Below are 14,993 nucleotides of genomic sequence, written 5' to 3' on the forward strand. Positions count from 1 at the left end.
CCGCGCGGCGCCAGCCCCGCGCCGTCGCCGTCCCCGAGCAGCGCGACCGCCTCGGGCGCGCGCATCAGCAGGTCCGGGGCGAGCCGCCCGGCGGACAGCACGCGCGCGAGGTTCTCCGCCGCGGCGCCCTCGTCCCGCAGCAGCCGCAGGTACCAGGGCGTGTTGCCCAGCGCGTCGGACACCTTCCGGAAGTTCAGCAGGCCCGAGTCGGGGTCGGCGGAGTCCGCGAACCACCCCAGCAGCACCGGCAGCAGCGTCCGCTGGATCGCGGCCTTCCGGGTCACCCCGGAGGCCAGCGCCTCCAGGTGCCGCAGCGCGGCGCCCGGATCGGCGTACCCGAGGGCGACGAGCCGCTCCCGCGCCGCCTCCGCGCTGAGCCGGGCCTCCCCGGGCGCCAGCGCGGCCACCGCGTCGAGCAGCGGCCGGTAGAACAGCTTCTCGTGCAGCCGCCGTACGACCGCCGCGTGCCGCCGCCACTCCCGCAGCAGCGAGGCGACGGGGTCGGTGCGCAGGCCCAGCGACCGCCCGATGCGCCGCAGATCCGCCTCGTCCTCGGGCACGAGGTGGGTCCGCCGCAGCCGGTGCAGCTGGATACGGTGCTCCAGGGAGCGCAGGAACCGGTACGCGTCGTCGAGCTGGGCGGCGTCCACCCGTCCCACGTAACCGCCCGCGGCGAGCGCCTTGAGCGCGTCCAGTGTCGTGCCGCTGCGCAGCGACGTGTCGGCCCGCCCGTGCACGAGCTGGAGCAGCTGTACGGCGAACTCGACGTCCCGCAGTCCACCGGGTCCGAGCTTCAGCTGCCGGTCCACCTCGGCGACGGGGATGTTCTCGACGACGCGCCGCCGCATCTGCTGCACGTCGGCGACGAAGTTGTCCCGCTCGGCGGCCTGCCAGACCAGCGGCTGGAGCGCGGCGGTGTACTCCTCCCCCAGCGCGAGGTCCCCGGCGACCGGCCGGGCCTTGAGCAGGGCCTGGAACTCCCAGGTCTTGGCCCACCGCTGGTAGTACGCGACGTGGCTGCTCAGCGTCCGCACCAGCGGCCCGTTGCGCCCCTCGGGCCGCAGGTTGGCGTCGACGGGCCAGATCGACCCCTCCACGGTGGTCTCGGAGCAGATCCGCATCAGGTGGGAGGCGAGCCGCGTCGCGGCCCGTACGGCCGCCGTCTCGTCGGCGCCGTCGGTGGGCTCTCCGACGAAGATGACATCGACGTCGGAGACGTAGTTCAGCTCGTGTCCGCCGCACTTGCCCATCGCGACGACCGCGAGCCGGCACAGCGCGGCGTCCTCAGGCGCGGCGCTCTCGGCGATGCGCAGGGCGGCCCGGAGAGTGGCGGTGGCGAGGTCGGCGAGTTCGGCGGCGGTCTCGGCGACGTCCACGGTGCCGCAGACGTCGCGGGCGGCGATGGAGAGCAGGCACCGCCGGTAGGCGACGCGCAGCGCGACGGGGTCGGCGGCCTCCCCCAGGCACTGCTCGAACTCCTCGACGCCGGGGTGCAGGTCGCGCGGCTCGTACGTGACCAGGGCCCGCCAGTCGCCGGTGTGCCGGGCGAGGTGGTCGCCGAGGGCCTCGGAGGCGCCGAGCACGCCGAGCAGCCGGTCGCGCAGCGGCTTGGACGCGGTGAGGGTGTCGAGCAGCTCGCGCCGGGCGGCGGGTTCGGGCTGGGCCTCCAGGAGCCGGACAAGGCCGAGCAGGGCGAGGTCGGGGTCGGCGGTGGCGCCGAAGGCGTCGAGGAGGACGGGATCGTTGCGGACCGGTGCCAGCTCCGGTCCGTCCAGCAGCCGCTCGGCGGCGGAGGCGTCCGTGAAGCCGTGCCGCAGCAGCCGTGTGAAGGTACTGCTCCTGCGCCCCGGCGCCGTCATCTCCGGCCTCCTGTCCGATCAAGGTCGTCCTGGCCCGAGCCTAGCCGGGACGCTGGCGCGGGGCGCCGATCTCGGCTTCCCTGAGAGTCAGCCGCAGCAAGGAAGACAGCCAGGAAGACAGCCAGGGAAGAAGGGGAACGCCATGGACCTGACCCTCGAAGTGATCCCGCTGCCCGTCACCGACCTCGACCGCGCCCGTGACTTCTACCGGGACAAGGTCGGCTTCCACGTGGACATCGACCAGGAGGTCCTGCCCGGCATGCGCATCGTGCAGCTCACCCCGCCGGGGTCGGGCTGTTCGATCGCCCTGGGCGACCAGATCTGGGAGATCGCGCGGGGCCCGCGGCCGGCCCCCGGCTCGTACCAGGGGCTCCAGCTCTGCGTGGCCGACATCAAGGCGGCGCACGCGGAGCTGACCGGCCGCGGCCTGGACGTGTCCGAGCCGGTCAGCTACTCGCCGGACGACGGGGCGACGTTCATGTACTTCCAGGACCCCGACGGGAACGGGTGGTCGGTGCAGGAGTACCGGCGGCGGTCGGCGGAACCGTTGCACGCGTTGCTCGCGGCGTTGGCCGCGGGGCGGGAGGGGTAGTTTCTTCGGGCGCGGGTGCGTCGTGGCTGGTCGCGCAGTTCCCCGCGCCCCTTCGGGACGCTGCCCCTTCGGGGCGTCTAGCGCTCCCTCCACGCGTTGGTGACCGGCAGGCGGCGGTCCTTGCCGAAGCCCTTGGGGGAGATCTTCGTGCCCGGCGGGTACTGCCGGCGCTTGTACTCGGCGGTGTCGACCATGCGCAGCGTCTTCGTCACCAGCTCCCGGTCGTACCCGGCGGCGACGATCTCGTCGGCGCCGCGGTCCCGGTCGACGTACAGCTCCAGGATCGCGTCGAGGACGGGATAGTCCGGCAGGGAGTCGGTGTCGACCTGTCCCGGGCGCAGCTCGGCGCTGGGCGGCTTGGTGATCGAGTTCTCCGGGATCGGCGGGGTCTGTCCCCGTTCCCGGGCCGCCCGGTTGCGCCACTCCGCCAGCCGGAAGACGGAGGTCTTGTAGACGTCCTTGATGGGCCCGTAGGCGCCCACCGCGTCCCCGTACAGCGTGGAGTAGCCGACGGCCAGCTCCGACTTGTTGCCGGGGGCGAGGACGATGTGGCCCTCCTGGTTGGAGAGGGCCATCAGCAGGGTGCCGCGGAGCCGGGCCTGGAGGTTCTCCTCGGCGAGCCCGGTCAGCTCGACCGCCCCCATGTACGCGTCGAACATCGGCGCGATGGGCACGGTGCGGAAGTCGAGGCCGGTGCGCCGGGCCATCTCCGCCGCGTCGTCCTTGGAGTGCTCGGAGGAGTACTTGGACGGCATGGAGACGCCGTACACGTTCTCCGCGCCGAGCGCGTCGCAGGCGAGGGCGGCGACCAGGGCCGAGTCGATGCCGCCGGACATGCCGACGAGGACCGAGCGGAAGCCGTTCTTCGCGACGTAGGCGCGCAGGCCGGCGACGAGCGCGGAGTAGACCTCCTCGTCGTCGTCGAGGCGGTCGGCGCAGGCGCCGGCGGGCTCGGTCTCGTAGGGGGCGACGGGTTCCGCGGAGAGGACGACCCGCTCCACCCGCAGGCCGTCGTCGACGACGCCCTCCGGCGCGTCGGCCGCCGCGGCGGGCAGCTCCAGGTCCACGACGAAGCAGACCTCGGAGAACTGCGGGGCGCGGGCGACGACCTCGCCCCCGGCGTCGACCACGATGGAGTCGCCGTCGAAGACCAGCTCGTCCTGGGCGCCGGTCATCGCGAGGTAGGCCGTGGTGCAGCCGGCCTCCTGGGCGCGCTTGCGGACGAGTTCCAGGCGGGTGTCGTCCTTGTCGCGCTCGTAGGGGGAGGCGTTGATCGAGAGCAGCAGTCCGGCGCGGGCGGAGCGCGCGGCCGGTACGCGGCCGCCGTCCTGCCAGAGGTCCTCGCAGATGGCGAGCGCGACGTCGACGCCGTGCACGCGCAGGACCGGCATGGTGTCGCCGGGCACGAAGTAGCGGAACTCGTCGAAGACGCCGTAGTTCGGCAGGTGGTGCTTGGCGTAGGTGAGGACCACCTCGCCGCGGTGCAGGACCGCGGCGGCGTTCTGGGGCGCCCCGGCGGGCTGGCCGTACTTCGGCCGGTCGGTGGCGCAGCGGTCGAGGTAGCCGACGACGACCGGCAGCTCGCCGAGGCCCTCCCCGGCGAGCCGGGCCGCCAGCGCGCGCAGCGCGGCCCTGGACGCCTCCACGAAGGAGGACCTGAGGGCGAGGTCCTCGACGGGGTACCCGGTCAGCGCCATCTCGGGGAAGGCCACGAGGTGGGCTCCCTGCTCGGCGGAGTGCCGGGTCCAGCGGACGATCGACTCGGTGTTCGACGCGAGGTCACCGACGGTGGAGTCGATCTGGTTCAGGGCGAGTCGTAGTTGGGGCACCCGGCCAGTGTAATCGTCATACCGACGCGATGGGGTGGCGCGGGGACCCGCGGTACACGGGAATGGCCCGATCGAACACGTGGCCTTTACGCTGCGGGGAGAGCACGGAGCCTGCCGCGGTGCCGCACCGTCCGTACGCGCGGTGTTCAGACCGGGGTCGGCCTGCCGATCAAGGTCCGCAACGCGCATGAAACGGTGCTGTGGTGGGATGCTCAGGTGCCCGACCGGCTTTCGGCGGTACCGGAGACGGTGCCGGAGACAGGCGGCCTGACCAGCAAGGATGGGGAAGCGGAAGATGGACAAGCAGCAGGAGTTCGTGATCCGGACGCTTGAGGAGCGTGACATCCGGTTCGTCCGCCTGTGGTTCACGGACGTGCTGGGCTTCCTGAAGTCCGTCGCCGTGGCCCCCGCCGAGCTGGAACAGGCCTTCGACGAGGGGATCGGCTTCGACGGCTCCGCGATCGAGGGCTTCGCCCGGGTCTACGAGTCCGACATGATCGCCAAGCCGGACCCGTCGACGTTCCAGGTGCTGCCGTGGCGCGCGGAGGCCCCCGGCACGGCCCGGATGTTCTGCGACATCCTGATGCCGGACGGCTCGCCGTCCTTCGCCGACCCGCGCTACGTCCTCAAGCGCGCCCTGAACCGCGCCTCGGACTCGGGGTTCACGTTCTACACCCACCCGGAGATCGAGTTCTTCCTGCTGAAGAACAAGCCGGTCGACGGCTCGGTGCCGACCCCCGCCGACAACTCCGGCTACTTCGACCACACCCCGCAGAACATCGGCATGGACTTCCGCCGCCAGGCGATCACCATGCTGGAGTCGATGGGCATCTCGGTGGAGTTCTCCCACCACGAGGGCGCCCCGGGCCAGCAGGAGATCGACCTCCGCTACGCCGACGCGCTCTCGACGGCCGACAACATCATGACGTTCCGCCTGGTGATGAAGCAGGTGGCGCTGGAGCAGGGCGTGCAGGCGACGTTCATGCCGAAGCCGTTCTCGGAGTACCCGGGCAGCGGCATGCACACCCACCTCTCCCTCTTCGAGGGCGACCGCAACGCGTTCTACGAGTCCGGCTCGGAGTACCAGCTGTCCAAGGTGGGCCGCTCCTTCATCGCGGGCCTGCTGCGGCACGCCGCCGAGATCTCGGCGGTCACCAACCAGTGGGTCAACTCCTACAAGCGCATCTGGGGCGGTACGGAGCGCACGGCCGGGGCCGGCGGCGAGGCACCGTCCTACATCTGCTGGGGCCACAACAACCGCTCCGCGCTGGTCCGCGTGCCCATGTACAAGCCCGGCAAGACCGGCTCGGCCCGCGTCGAGGTCCGCTCCATCGACTCGGGCGCCAACCCGTACCTCACCTACGCCGTCCTCCTGGCCGCCGGCCTGAAGGGCATCGAGGAGAGCTACGAGCTTCCTCCGGGCGCCGAGGACGACGTCTGGGCCCTCTCCGACGCCGAGCGCCGCGCCCTCGGCATCGAGCCGCTCCCCCAGAACCTCGGCGAGGCCCTGACCCTGATGGAACGCAGCGACCTGGTCGCCGAGACCCTCGGCGAGCACGTCTTCGACTTCTTCCTGCGCAACAAGCGCCAGGAGTGGGAGGAGTACCGCTCCGAGGTGACCGCGTTCGAGCTGCGGAAGAACCTGCCGGTGCTGTAATGGCAGGTCAGGGCATTTCCGCCCGCTGATTCGACGGATGGGGGCGACGGTCACGGACCGTCGCCCCCATTGCGTCTCACCGCTCCGGGGCCGTCTGTGGGCCGTCCGGTGCCGGACCGGTGCTCTCGTACAGGCCGTCCACGGCCTTCCGGGCCCGTGCGTCGCTGCTCGGCATGAGGTGCGTGTAGACCCGGAGCGTGAACCCCGGGTCGTTGTGTCCGAGGTAGTGACTCAGCGCCTTGACGTTCTCGCCGGCGTCCAGCAGGACGGAGGCGTAGAAGTGCCGGAGGGCGTGCATCCCATGCTCGCGGGCGGACTGGTACCGCTCCCCCGGCTTGGGCTGCGGGATTACTCCAGCCTCTACGAGAGCGGGCTTCCACGCCCGGTCGTTGAAGTCGGTGCGCCGAACCGCGCCGGCCCCGTCGAGACGGGTGAACAGCAGACGCTTCGTGACGCGCGGGCCGTCCGCTCGCAGCCAGGGCAAGGTGATCTCTACCGGGGGGAACGTCTCCATGTGCTGTTTGAGGACGTGCGCCACGCGGTCCGACAGGGGGACGTCACGTACCTTGTTCCGCTTCGGTGGGGCGAAGACAAGCCCCTGCTTCGTGACGCGTACCTGGTTCACGATGTGCAGCCATCCGGAGTCGAAACGGATCTCATCGGCTGGCAGACCGAAGATCTCCCCCTGCCGGAGTCCGCATCCGCCTCCGAGGTCGACCGCGGCCCGGTAGCGCTCGGGGAGGGCGGCCCTTACGGCGAAGACGCGCTCAGCACTCCAGGGCACAACCCGACCAGTCCCCGCGGCCGGCGGACGCACGGATTGCGCGTGGCACGGGTTCTTCGGCAGGTGGCCGTCATCGACGGCGGCATTCAGGACCGTCGATACGTTGTTGTAGATCACGCGCCGGTACGACGACGCCGGCACGGCCTTTTCCAGTTCGCTGAGCCAGTCCCGGATGTGTTCGGGCTTGAACGAGCCGAGCGGTCGCGGCCCCAGGTAAGGAATCGCGTGGCCGCGGAGCGCGGATTCCACTGATTCGCGCGTGGTCATGTCGGTCGTCTGCGTGCTCAGCCACTTCTCGGCGTACTGCCGGAACGTCACTCGGCTCGCAGCGGGGTCCAAATACTGCCCGCGGGACATGTCCGCTTCTATGTGGGCTAGCCATTGGTCAGCCAACCGCTTCTGTCCGTCGGGGAAGCTTTTCGACTTCTCGGTTCCGTCGGGCCCGATGTAGCGGGCGCGGTACCTCATGCCCTTGCCGTGTCGGTCGGTGCGAGCCCGGACGGACTTGCCGTTGGCGCCGGTCTCGGTCTTGTACCAGCGGTCTTGTATGTGGCCTGCCATACGGCGGCTTTCCTCTCTTGGAAGTGCGGCAGGGAGAGCCGCGGGTACGGCTCTCCCTGCTGTTTCTCGTGGTGCCTGGTCAGACGGCGTATCGGTCGACGTTCTTGCATTCTGTGACGTAGGCGCGGATATCGGCGGGGTCGTATCGCAGGTGCTTGCCGACCCGGAACCCGAGCGGGCCGGTCCGCTTCTTCCGCCACTGGTAGACGGTTTCGACGGGCACACCGAAGATCTGGGCCACGTCGTCAGGGGTGAGATACCGATCGGGTAGACCGCCTCGGAGAGTGGCGCGGGGGTCGGCCTCTGTCGGTTCTGCCATGAGAGCTCCAAGCGGAAAGAGCGTGGCTGCGCCTGTCCGAGGTGCGGATTTCTGCGTCACCCGCGTCATCTGCGTCATCTAGGCGTCTGACCTGCTGCTTTGTGGTGACGCAGGGACCGCAGGGTGTGTCACCCGGTGACGCACCCCTTCGTCACCGGGTGACGCGGGGTGACGCGGGGTGACGCAGGAATCGGCCGTCTGCGTCACCCCTGTCTGGGCAGGTCACACGCCGTTTCGGGGGTGTGGGTGACGCAGGTGACGCAGGGTCTTCCTACCTAGGACAAAGAGGGGGTGCTGTCTGTGGTGGTGCGTGGCTCAGAACGTGAAGAACGAGCCGCTTCGCGGCGCGACCTGTGCAAGGCGGCGCCGCCGCCGAACAGCAAGAGGAGCACGTCTTGCCGGGCGCCGGGTGCTCCTCTTGCTTGTCCGCCGTGGGTGCCGGGGACGGTCAGAAGGCCGCTTCCTGCTCGTGCGCGGGCGGTGCGCCCGCCGGTCGCGCGATCTCGATGTACCGGGAGGTTTTGGTGCGTCCCCAGTCGATGAGGACTCCCCGGGCGGCGAGAGTGGGCTGAAGCCGCTTGAGGCGGTCCGAGAGCACCTTGCCGGTGGTCGGCCAGCCTTTAGGCAGCGGGCGGACCTCCTCGCCGCTGTAGAGGCCGGTGAGGGCGTGCAGCCACTCGGCGGACGTCATCCGCTCTTCCGCCCCCGGGGCGATGCCGGCGGCATGCTTGAGCACGGTCTGTGCCAACAGGTCGCCCTCGATGACGTCGTCGTTGAGGTCGTCCAGGCTGGCCCGGTACGCGGCCAGCGCCCCCAAGCCGGTGGCGGCGTCGAGCTGCGCGCACAGGTGCGCGAAGTCAGCCATCCGCAGGTCGGTCGGGATGTCCGCCTCCGCTGCCCGTACCTGCACCGTGAGGTCCAGGAGCGAGCCGAGAATGACGGGCAGCACCTCGGCGAAGTCGGCCCACAACTCCGCCTCCGTGCGCCGCACCCGGGGACGTTCCAGCCGCAGGGGCAACAGCCGCTCCGCGAGGTCGGGCCGGATCACCCCGACATCGATACCGGTCAGCAGCAGCGGCCGGCGGTAGCCGACGCGGAACACGTCTCCGTCCGTGAACAGGGCGCGTTTGACGTTCTCCGCGCCGGTGACGATGCAGCACATCGCGTCGGAGAGGTCCGGGGTCATGTGCGAGAGGTTGTCCAGCGCGGTGACCCATCCGGCGGCCACGGCCGCGATCAGGTTTTCTTCGTCCTTGGGGGCCCGGCGCAGGTCGCCGCTCATGCCCTCGATGATCCGTACGAGCATCCGCCCGCCCGTCGACTTGCCCGCCCCCTGGGGGCCGGTGAGGAACGGGGCCGGGACGGGCACGGACGGACCCAGGCAGCCGATCAGCCACGCGATGGCCAGGCACTCCGTCTCGGCATTGGCGAAGTTGCACAGCCGCATCAGCAGATCGATGCCCTTGCCGTCGGTGTCTTTCACCGGCAACGGGAGTTCCCCGGTGAGCTGGGTACGGCGCCAGCAGACCTCACGTGGGTCGGGGGTGCAGATGTCCCAGCCGGTGGGGTGGATACGCACCGACTGCCCGTCGCTGCGCCCAAGGTCCAGCCACGTCGCCCCGTCGAATCCGGGGGCGACGCGGATGTGCACGGGCTGCACGTCCTCGGTCAGTGCCAATGCTTCGATCAAGTCGAGTGCCTCCTTCATGGCGGTGCCGTTGAACACACCCACCCCGTCCTTGAACAGTCCGACCATGAGTTCCTGGCGGTGGCTGCCGGTGGTGCCCTGGGAGCGGATCGGGCGGGCCACGGGGTGGCCGTTGCGCTGCGCGTACACGGTGCCGTCAGCGGTGCGGAAGTACCGGAAGTGCGATTGGGCGTAGTCGGTGATGATCTGCCGTGCGGGTGTCTTGTCGTCGTCCTCGGACATGGCTCACAGTCCCAACGTGGTGCGGGCGTTGGCCCACGCGTCCGCGCAGTGCCGGACGGTCTCGCCCCGGGTCTGTGCGGCGGCGAACAGCCGCGCCATGTCGGCATCGGTCAGGCAACCGCACCGGCCGTGCCGGGACAGCACCGCCAGGAAGGTCCGGTAGACGGTGGCGTGCACCGCGCTACGGGCGGTGGTGATCTGCTGCTCCGCCATGGCGATGCCCCGGGTGAGGTAGGCGGGCGTGCGGTGCGGACACTTCCCCTCCCCGGACCGTCCGGGCACGGTCACGGTCGGCGGTGCCGGCCGGACCGGGGCGGGCGCCTTGACTGCCAGCGCGCGGACGGCGTCGGGCAGGGCGGTCAGGGTGCCGATGCCGGGCCCGAGGTAGCGGGCGTAGGCCATGGACGACTTGACGTCCACCCCGGGCCGGACCGCGTTGCGGGAGGCCATGGCGCCCCGGTAGATCCAGTGCTCCCCGCGCGTCGTCACCACCGTGCGCGTGGCGGGCAGGGCGGTCCGGGCCCACGCGATGGCGTCCGCGTCGTCCAGGTCGACCACGGTCAACGTGGCGCCGCCGGGGTGGTAGCCGACGCACACCGCCTGCCGCCACGCCGCACGCCACGGGGGCGAGACGAGAACCGCGGGCGCGGTGGTGGCGGCCGCCCACCCGTGGCACGGCGCCGGGCAGTCGCAGGGGCCCGGAGACTTCATGTTCGGCCGGCCCCCGCACGCGTTGCCGGTGCACGCCGGGCAGTTGCCGAAGGGGACCTTGCCCCGACGCAGGGGCAGCACCGGCACCCCGGACGCGGCCAGGCTCAGCGCGGTGTGCTGGGGGTAGAGCGTCTCGGTCATGCCACCACCCCCAGCGCGGGGGCGAGATGGGCGAGCGCGGCGGTGCCGATGTGGCGGGCGTAGGCCGGGGGGATGCACTCGCGGATGCCATCACGATTCATCCACGGCACCCCCAGCACCTCGCGGGCGAGTTCGACGCCGGAGAAGTTGCCGACGAACTGCCCGTAGTGCCCCGGCAGCACCGGGCGGCCCATCTTGGCCTGTGGCACGCGGTGCGCGGGGTGGTCCGGCTGCGCAAGGCGGAAGCCGCCTCCGGTCTCGAAGAACCGGTGCCGGTAGTTGGCCAGGGCGAACATCTGCCCGCACAGCATCACCGGGGCGAGCAGCTTGGGCACCGCGCCCCTCACGTTCTCCATCACCCACGGCCGTCCCGACGCGTCCAGGGCGGCGCGGGTGGGGGCGATCAGGTCGGGGTGGGTGTTGCCCTGGATGCGCTGGCATTCGGTGTCGTGCTGGCAGGGCGGGGAAGCGTGGATGAAGTCGAACGCGGCCCCGTGCTCGCGGACGAACGCGACCGCGTCCGCCTGCATGAACCGGAACGGGTAGCGCGGTTGCGGGTCCTTATCGATGCCGGTCACGTCGAAACCGGCAGCGTCAAAACCCTTGGCGGCGCCGCCCTGGCAGCAGTACAGATCCAGCAGCATCGGCCGACGACCGAACACTCGCCGGAAGGGGGTCGGTTGCGTCATGCTGGGAGACCTCCAACGGGTCTGAGATGGGCTGGTTGGACACGGGCGACCCCTCTTTCATTGGCGTGAGGTGGGGGTCGCCCGTGGCGTAGCTAGAAGGGGCTGTTCTGCCTGTACCGCGTGGCAGTGACGATGTCGCTGTGGTCGAACGCGAGGCCCCGGGCGTCTTCGATGGGGACCCAGCGGACGGCGGCGGCGTCGTCGCCGGCGTGGGCGGTGGTGTCGGCGGGGACGGTCACGAGGTAGGCGGCGGTGACGTACCGGCCGCGTGGGTCGCGGTCGGGGGCGTCGTAGATGCCGATCAGGGTCAGGTCCCGGGGGTCGACGTGGACGCCGGTCTCTTCCAGCAGTTCGCGGGCGGCGGCGGTGCGGGAGGTCTCGCCGGGGTCGACGTGCCCGCCGGGCAGAGCCAGGCGTCCCTTGTGCGGGGGCCAGCCCCGCTCGATCAGCAGGACGGCGCCGTCCCGGACGCACACCACGTCGGCGGTGTAGCGGATCGTTTCGAAGATCTCGGTCATGTGCGGGGTTCTCGCTCCCTGGTTGGGGTGGGTCAGCCGTGGAAGTGGTTGCGCTTGACGGTGGCTTTGCGGACGTGGGCGGTGGTGTTCGTCTGCCGGACTGGCCCCGTGTAGTGGTGGTGGACGTCCGGCGCGGGCCGGGCCTTGCCGGCGAGGCGTCCCAGGGCGACGACGAAGACGGTGGGGGTGCCGAAGACGAGTGCGCAGACGACGGGGTCGGCGTACTGCGAGACGTACATCAGGACGGCGGCGGTGAGGCCGACCATGGAGACGGCGCCGCCGCCGGTGAGCATGAGCACGCTGGCGTCGGTGGCGCCCTGGCTCATGGGCGGGCGTCCGGGCTGCGCCACGGGCGGGGTGCTGCCGTGGGTGGGTACGGGGGTGTCGTCGCGGTAGATGGTCGGCGTCTCGGGGGCGGGCCGGTAGGCGTCGGCGATGATCCGGCGTGCTTCGGCGGCGGCCTCCGTGTCGCTCAGCGCACCCGCCGGGCGGGCGGTGGTCTCAGGGGTGTGGTCCGTCACGGTGGGGGGTTCCCTTCCGGTCAGCCGAGGTGGTTGGCGAAGTCGGCGAAGGATGCGACCAGGTCGCGGATGGGCCCGTAGGCGCCGGTGCCGGCGGCGAAGAACCCGAAGAGGAACAGCACGATGGCGGCGCCGCCGCCGGCGGACTTGGTCTTGACGGCGAGGACGGAGGCGGCGCCGAACAGCAGCACCGCGGAGACGTTGAACAGCACTGGGACTCGCTTCCGGGCGAGGGGGCGGAAGGGTGGTCAGCCGGTGCCGGCGCGGTAGATGCGCGCCCACCGGTTGTAGAGCCAGCGGCCGACGCGGATGCGCTTGCCGGTGGCGTGGCAGCGGCGGCAGTCCTTGCCGCGCTTGAGGCGTCCTTTGCGGTCGGTCTTGAGCGCGTGGCCCATGCCGCGGCAGCGGCGGCAGGTCCCGAACGGTGAGGCCGCACACACGGCGATATAACACAGCGTGATGCCGAGGATGAGAGTGATAGCGAGCAGGACGGGGGTCACGTCGGGCCCTCCCAGGCGGTTTTCGATGGTTTCCGCAGGTGGGGTGCTATCCGCTAGATCGCAGATGAGGTGCGCTTTGGGGTGCTAGCGGGGGTGCTACCGGTAGCAGGTGCGGGTGCTACCGGTAGCACCGTGCCGGGCCTATGCGGCGTCCGGCTTTTCGTTACGCTCCGCAATCGCCTTGAGGACGTCGGCGCGGACGATGCCGCGGCGGGTGGTGCGGGTGCCGTCGTCGGTGGTGCCGGCCACGTCGCGGGTGCGGATGCCGTGCGGCTTCAGCGCGGAGGTGACGTTCTCGCCCTTCCAGCCGCCGTACACGTCGGGGCGGAGTTCGGCGAGGCGGGCGGCGATGCGCTCGTTCCAGACCCGCTCTTCCTTCTCGGCCAGTACGGCGGTGATGTCGGCGAGCAGGTCGTAGGCCGGGCCGGTCGGCTGCTCGGGGGCTTCCCCGAGGGCGTAGCCGGACAGGAGTCCGGCCTTGTCGCGGGCGGTGCGGGCGCGGGCGGCGATGGCTTCGGCGCCGGGGGCGTCCACGAAGGTGCTGGAGACGATCCGGGCGTCGGCGCCCTCACCGACGAAGTAGTGCAGACCCTTGTCTCCCCAGGCGAACATGGTCGCGCGCACGCCGCGCTTGTAGGAGGAAGTGCCCAGCACCATGTCGTTCTCGGTCTGGCCCATGACCTTCAGGCACCACCGGGCGCCGGCGTTCGCCGAAATGCCTGTGGGCAGTGACTTGGCGTCGGGGCGCTGGGTGGCCAGCAGCAGCACGATGCCGGTGGCCGGGCCGCGCTTGACCAGGTCGGTGCCGATCTCCTCGAACTCCTTGCCGTGTTCGGGGTGCTCGAAGAGGACTTGGCACTCATCCACCCCGATCACGATCGGGTGCAGCCCGAGGGACCGTTTGTCGGCGAGCGCGGACGTCACCTTGGACTCGGGGCAGATGTCCCGGGGCAGCGAGCGGATCACCTTCGTGCGGCGCCGGAGTTCCTCGCGCAGGGCGCGGAAGTCGTTGAGCGCGTACTGGATCGTCTCGTCCTCCTCGCCCACGCCGTGCCGGTGGGAGACCTTCTCGCCGACCGGGTCCAGGTCGCCGGTGCCCTTCATGTCGTAGGTGTGCAACTCGGCCCGCGGGTCCAGGGCGGCGATGAGCAGCAGCAGCCGCAGAAGGAAGGTCTTGCCCATACGGGGGATGGCGCCGATGACACCAGCGATGAACATCAGCGTGACGTTCACCCAGCGTCCGCGCTGGTCGGTGCCGTAGGGCACGGACTTGAACAGGTCCACCCCGCCGGACTTGGCCAGCGGCCACGCCGGCTTGGGCGCGGATTTGAGGTCCTGGTCGCCGACCCACAGCACCAGCCGTCCGGTGTGCTCGTCGGGGACCGCCTCGGGCCACACGCAGCCCAGCGGGCGGCGCAGCCCGGAGGCGAGCCGCTCGCGCCGCTCGATGACGTCGGTCACGGTCACGCCGTAGGGCAGGTCGCCCTCGGCCCGCCAGCCGGGGCCGTCACGGGTGATGGGAGCGGTGAACGCGAACCCATCCCGTCCCTTGCTCTGCGCCTGGTTGATGGCGGGGATGCCCAGCGCCCCCAGGGCGCGCAGCACGATGTCAGACGTGAGCTTGGGCGCATCGGGCAGTTCCACGGCCTTGTGCACGACCGGGTCGTCCGCCCGTCGGCCGACCGCCCCGAGGGCGAGGACGACCGCGCCGACCGACACGGTTTGCAGCCAGTCGGGGGCCAGTACATACAGGGCGAGCGCCAGCCCGAGACCGGTGAACGCGGCGAGCGCGGCGACCAGGGTGCGCAGCCGCACCCGCCCGTCGCGCTGCCGGGAGAGCTTGAGGTACTCGGCTGCGTCCTCGCGGCGCACGGCGGCGAGCCGGACCGGCTCGCCCTCCCGGTCGGCCACCCAGCGCAGCGTGCCGCCGACGAACTTGGCGGCGCCGGCCGGGGCCCGCAGGGCGAGCCGTGCGGCGTAGACCGGGGTGCGCAGGGCGTGGTAGCCGGCGGCGTGGGCGTAGTGGCGGGCCACCCAGGCGGAGGCGGTCCGTAGCTCGCTCACGGACTTCAACCAGACGGGGACGACCGCCCGGCGCTTGGCGGCGGCGAGCCGACCGAGGTAGCCCGGACCGATGCCGGCCGGGGTCGGCTGGTCGACGCTCACGGGCTTGGTCGGGTCGGCCGACTCGGGGCCCGACTGCACCGGGGGCGAGTCGGGCGACCGGTCGGCGGTCCGGTCGGTCGACTCGGCACGCGCCGATCGGGCCTTGTTGAGGTCGACCACCTCGCCGCCCGAGTCGGGCGACCGGTCGGCAGCCATCTCGGCTTCCAGTCGGTTGAAGAGTTCGTTGTCGTCGTCGGGGTGCTTCACTGAAGAGTC

The 14,993-nt window shown here is 71.2% G+C and carries 14 protein-coding genes; 2 read left to right on the forward strand and 12 right to left on the reverse strand.

Translation table 11 applies throughout. The features are described 5' to 3' along the window. On the reverse strand, window positions 1-1,859 hold a 1,859-nt coding region (locus tag UW392_RS12815; RefSeq protein ID WP_320775061.1), incomplete at its 3' end, for a bifunctional [glutamine synthetase] adenylyltransferase/[glutamine synthetase]-adenylyl-L-tyrosine phosphorylase. 142 nt (window positions 1,860-2,001) lie between these two features. Here UW392_RS12815 and UW392_RS12820 point away from each other — a divergent pair. Beyond that, window positions 2,002-2,451 carry a VOC family protein gene (locus tag UW392_RS12820; protein WP_320775062.1) on the forward strand — a complete coding sequence of 150 codons (450 nt, stop codon included), beginning with the start codon at window positions 2,002-2,004 and terminating at the stop codon, window positions 2,449-2,451. 77 nt (window positions 2,452-2,528) lie between these two features. Here the strand turns inward: UW392_RS12820 and UW392_RS12825 are convergent, their stop codons facing one another. Continuing rightward, on the reverse strand, window positions 2,529-4,280 hold the full coding sequence (locus UW392_RS12825) for an NAD+ synthase (RefSeq protein WP_320775063.1): 1,752 nt from the start codon (window positions 4,278-4,280) through the stop codon (window positions 2,529-2,531). Window positions 4,281-4,575: 295 nt separating this feature from the next. Between UW392_RS12825 and glnA the strand changes: the two genes are divergently transcribed. Next, on the forward strand, window positions 4,576-5,937 hold the full coding sequence (gene glnA / locus UW392_RS12830; protein WP_320775064.1) for a type I glutamate--ammonia ligase: 1,362 nt from the start codon (window positions 4,576-4,578) through the stop codon (window positions 5,935-5,937). Window positions 5,938-6,013: 76 nt separating this feature from the next. On the opposite strand, the gene UW392_RS12835 is transcribed toward glnA, so the two are convergent. From UW392_RS12835 to UW392_RS12880, 10 genes are all read right to left on the reverse strand, one after another. Continuing rightward, a complete protein-coding gene (locus UW392_RS12835) occupies window positions 6,014-7,282 on the reverse strand; it encodes a site-specific integrase (RefSeq protein WP_320775065.1) in 1,269 nt (422 codons plus the stop codon). Window positions 7,283-7,361: 79 nt separating this feature from the next. Further along, complete coding sequence (locus UW392_RS12840; protein WP_320775066.1) at window positions 7,362-7,601, reverse strand: helix-turn-helix domain-containing protein; 240 nt, start codon at window positions 7,599-7,601, stop codon at window positions 7,362-7,364. A 448-nt stretch (window positions 7,602-8,049) separates the two neighbouring features. Further along, window positions 8,050-9,531 carry an ATP-binding protein gene (locus UW392_RS12845; RefSeq protein WP_320775067.1) on the reverse strand — a complete coding sequence of 494 codons (1,482 nt, stop codon included), beginning with the start codon at window positions 9,529-9,531 and terminating at the stop codon, window positions 8,050-8,052. Between the two features lie 3 nt (window positions 9,532-9,534). Beyond that, complete coding sequence (locus UW392_RS12850; RefSeq protein WP_320775068.1) at window positions 9,535-10,383, reverse strand: bifunctional DNA primase/polymerase; 849 nt, start codon at window positions 10,381-10,383, stop codon at window positions 9,535-9,537. Beyond that, a complete protein-coding gene (locus UW392_RS12855; protein ID WP_320775069.1) occupies window positions 10,380-11,072 on the reverse strand; it encodes an SAM-dependent methyltransferase in 693 nt (230 codons plus the stop codon). Before UW392_RS12855 ends, UW392_RS12850 begins: the two co-directional genes overlap by 4 nt. 92 nt (window positions 11,073-11,164) lie before the next feature. Next, window positions 11,165-11,590: an NUDIX hydrolase gene (locus UW392_RS12860; RefSeq protein ID WP_320775070.1), complete on the reverse strand. Its 426-nt coding sequence runs from the start codon at window positions 11,588-11,590 to the stop codon at window positions 11,165-11,167. Window positions 11,591-11,622: 32 nt separating this feature from the next. Then, a complete protein-coding gene (locus UW392_RS12865; RefSeq protein ID WP_320775071.1) occupies window positions 11,623-12,111 on the reverse strand; it encodes a hypothetical protein in 489 nt (162 codons plus the stop codon). A 20-nt stretch (window positions 12,112-12,131) separates the two neighbouring features. After that, window positions 12,132-12,323 (reverse strand): hypothetical protein, encoded by a 192-nt coding sequence (locus tag UW392_RS12870; RefSeq protein ID WP_320775072.1) that lies wholly within the window; start codon window positions 12,321-12,323, stop codon window positions 12,132-12,134. Between the two features lie 36 nt (window positions 12,324-12,359). After that, the gene (locus UW392_RS12875; RefSeq protein WP_320775073.1) at window positions 12,360-12,611 is read right to left on the reverse strand and encodes a hypothetical protein; all 252 of its coding nucleotides are present in this window, start codon (window positions 12,609-12,611) and stop codon (window positions 12,360-12,362) included. Window positions 12,612-12,752: 141 nt separating this feature from the next. Continuing rightward, window positions 12,753-14,984 carry a cell division protein FtsK gene (locus tag UW392_RS12880; protein ID WP_320775074.1) on the reverse strand — a complete coding sequence of 744 codons (2,232 nt, stop codon included), beginning with the start codon at window positions 14,982-14,984 and terminating at the stop codon, window positions 12,753-12,755. Window positions 14,985-14,993 lie beyond the last annotated feature (9 nt).

Source organism: Streptomyces sp. CRN 30, from assembly GCF_034105845.1.